2 protein-coding genes are annotated in these 3,583 nt (G+C 32.5%); both read left to right on the forward strand.

Annotation, left to right across the window (positions count from 1 at the left end; translation table 11 throughout):
- Positions 1–355: 355 nt before the first annotated feature.
- Complete coding sequence (locus AC3DU7_RS28615; protein WP_488042648.1) at positions 356–1,699, forward strand: helix-turn-helix domain-containing protein; 1,344 nt, start codon at positions 356–358, stop codon at positions 1,697–1,699.
- A 726-nt stretch (positions 1,700–2,425) separates the two neighbouring features.
- Positions 2,426–2,947, forward strand: a complete 522-nt coding sequence (locus AC3DU7_RS28620) for a P-loop nucleotide/nucleoside kinase family protein (protein WP_488042649.1) — start codon at positions 2,426–2,428, stop codon at positions 2,945–2,947.
- Positions 2,948–3,583 lie beyond the last annotated feature (636 nt).

The raw sequence follows: 3,583 nt of genomic DNA on the forward strand, positions 1-3,583 counted from the left end.
GGGAGGCTTTAAACCAGAATTATTTAATTATTAATTATTAATTATTCGGTAAGCATTTAGCCGTCAAACATCAGCTAGCCTCCTATGGTCGGAACTGCGTTAACAGTTATTGCTTTTAGTTGATGATAAAAGCTTTATTAATTGTCTTACTAGAAAAGTTGGCTCCCTTGCTATTAAAGTCAGTTGTTAATTTAAACACTGTCCTATATGAGAGAGTCTTGTTGCTGAAGTCCGTAGTTCCTCCGGAGGAGGCTAACTGACAGGTAATAGCTGTTTGTGCAGCATTCCGCAAGAAATGCTTACTAGCAATTTAGGTAAATGGTCTATTAGAATCAGATTGAATATTAATTGATTTATGAATAGTACGGAAGTTTTAGAATTAGTAGATAATTTAATTTTTGCTAAAAGCGGAAAACATTTAGAAGATTTACAAAAAGATGTATTAAAAGGAACTATAGAGGGTAAGACATATTCAGATATTGCTGAAGATAGTGGTTTTAGTGAAAGTCATGTCAAAAATGTCGGACAAGAATTATGGAATCTTCTTTCTTTGGTCTTAGGTAAAAAAGTTAATAAGGCTAATTTTAAAGGTGTATTTGAAAAGATAAAAAGACAGAATTTTTCATCACCTATTATTTCAGGAAATTGTCATACTAATCCCACCGCTAATACTAATAATATTAATATTTTTCCAGATAGAGAGCGATATTGCTCCGCAACGCTTACGCGAACGCCTACTTATTTAGAAAATTCCCAAGAATCTAAAAATCAACCACAACTAGATTTAGCTGAAGCACCCAAAATTTTAAACTTCTACGATCGCTCTTCGGAACTAACAACTTTAGAAAACTGGATATTAAAAGATTCATCTCGCCTCATTGCACTTTTAGGAATTAGTGGAATAGGCAAAACAACCCTAACACTCCAATTAATCAAACAAATAAAAACTAATTTTAATTACATCATTTATAGGAGTCTGCGCTTTTCCCCCACCCTGGATGTAACCCTTACCAAACTATTAAAAATTTTTCCCGACCAAGCAGATATTTCCCAAAATATTGAAACCAAAATATCCCAACTACTCAACCACCTAAATCAATATAGTTGTTTGATTATTCTTGATGACCTACAAATGCTTTTTTGTAGTGGAAAAATAGCAGGTCAATATCAAACCGAATCTGAAAATTACCAGATATTTTTTCAGCTCATTGCCGAAATGAACCATCAAAGTTGCTTAATATTAAATAGTAGAGAAAAACCAATAGAAATAACTCAACTAGAAACAAAAAATAATTCTGTGCGATCGCTCATTTTAAGTAACTTAGGATTAGCAGCAAAACAAATTCTGGAAAACCATAAATTATCAGACGAAGAAACTTGGGAAAACTTAATTAATATCTATCAAGGCAACCCTCGCTGGATAGAATTTACTGCCACTATTATTCAAGAATTCTTTGACAGTAGTGTTGCTAAATTCTTGCAATGGGAAAAAGTAATTTTAAGCGAATCTCTAGTAGCAGAATTAGATAAAATTTTCCCACGAATAACTCAGAATGAGCAAATAATCATAATTCAACTTACTCAAGAAAATCAACCTGTTACCTTGCATCAAATTGACAAAAATTTGGAGTTATCGACATCAGACTTATTGAATTCTATACAGTCACTAAAAAGACGATTATTATTAGATATCAAATAAGAAGATAAGACTACTTATTTTAGTTTAAATTCAGTTTTGAAACAGTATGTTATATGGAAGGAAGAAGGAAGGTAATTTCAGTTATCAGTTATCAGTAACTCCGATTTTAGTCAGAGGTTTGAAATATGTATGGTGAATATTTTTTCATCCCCTTAATACCATTTATCAAAAACTTTTATACATTTTATTGAGCAGGGGAGTGGGTACGGACGTTGCATGCAACGTCCGTACAGAAAGAAGTAAAAAGTAAGAATAATTAACATTAACTAGGCTTTTTTTAGTAAAAAGATGATTATAACTATTTTGATTAATTAATAACTAAAGTTTTACCCAAATATAGCGTTACTTTTAGGAATTGACATAAAAGGGGAAGCTTTGAACCTCATTTTTTTGTAATAATTTAGTGTTTACGTAAATAATTCTGTGTATATCAATCCTAAAATAAGTTTTCAACAATTAATAATTAATAATTACCTCTCCTTGAAAAGAAGAGAATTGACTAATAATGAAAATTTTTCTTTATTATCCCCTTAAAAAGAGAGACTTTAAACCACAATTTTTTTGTAATATTTTTCTATAGCAATTCCCAAGAAGAGTGAGGTACAAAATTCGTTGGTTTTAGGGAATAGGGAACAGGGAAAAGAAGACAAATAAAGATAGGTATACCTCATTAGGTTGAGAAACGCTATAATATCGATTTAATAAAAGAATGTTATAAATAAATTTATGGGAATACTTACCGAAAAAATGGATAAAAATACAACATTACATTTTTTTTGTGGAAAAATGGCTGCTGGAAAATCAACTTTAGCAAAACATTTATCAGAGAAACACAATGCTATTCTGTTAGGAGAAGACAATTGGCTTTCTCAACTTTATCCAGAAGAAATAACTGATATTCCTGGGTATATAAAATATTCGAGTCGTCTGAAAAATATAATGTCAGAGCATATTAAGTTACTACTTTCTCATGGTATATCTGTAGTGCTAGATTTTCCCGGGAATACCCCAGCTCAACGTAAGTGGTTTCGTGCTATTTTTGAACAGGTAAATGTGTCACATATTCTTCACTTTATTGATGCGAGTGATGAAATTTGTAAGCATCAACTAAAAGAAAGAAGTAAAGATAAACTGAATGGAGCGCCATTTACTTCAGAAGAAGAGTTTGATGCTATTACTAAATATTTTCAGCCTCCATTGGAAAATGAAGGATTTAATTTAATTAGGTACGAACGAAAAAATATTTAAGGTTTGCTGAATAAGTCTTTTTTTAAGGAGTAGGGAAGCGGGGGAGTAGGGGAGTAGAGTAGTAGGGGATAATTTTTTTCTCAACTCTTCTAAAAATGCTAACTTTTTGAGCATGAAGAGCTGAAAACTATGTACTTTTTCAATACCTAAAAAGGCTAAAACCTTTATCTGGTAATTATTTAAAATTTAATCAGCAAACCCTATTTAAAAATTAGCTCAAGCTGAAAATTAAGGGTGCATCTCAATTTTGAATAAAGCAAAAAAATTTTAACTTTTGGGGAATAGGGAATAGGAAAAAAGTATTTTCGCAAATATTGAGATGCACCTAAAATCAACTTATGGTGTTATAACAATTTGATAAATGTTTGCTACAAATAGCTATGGTATTTCTTAGAATCCAGAATCCAGAATTCAGGAGTCAGAATTAATAGATTTCATACCAGTTTTCAGGTCGTAAATTCTCTTTTTCTCTTGGTGCGCGTTCCCTCTCTTGGTCAGCATTCCCTCTCTTGGTCGGCGTTCCCTCTCTTGGTCAGCGTTCCCTCTCTTGGTCAGCATTCCCTCTCTTGGTCGGCGTTCCCTCTCTTGGTCAGCGTTCCCTTGCGCCTATCGGCGGTGCGGGGTCCGACCCCTTGC

The sequence above is a fragment of the Okeania sp. genome, assembly GCF_983059655.1.

Excerpts from the sequence above, each read along its gene's own strand:
- AC3DU7_RS28615 (WP_488042648.1), top strand. The coding sequence starts at position 356 with ATGAATAGTACGGAAGTTTTAGAATTAGTAGATAATTTAATTTTTGCT.
- AC3DU7_RS28620 (WP_488042649.1), top strand. The coding sequence starts at position 2,426 with ATGGGAATACTTACCGAAAAAATGGATAAAAATACAACATTACATTTT.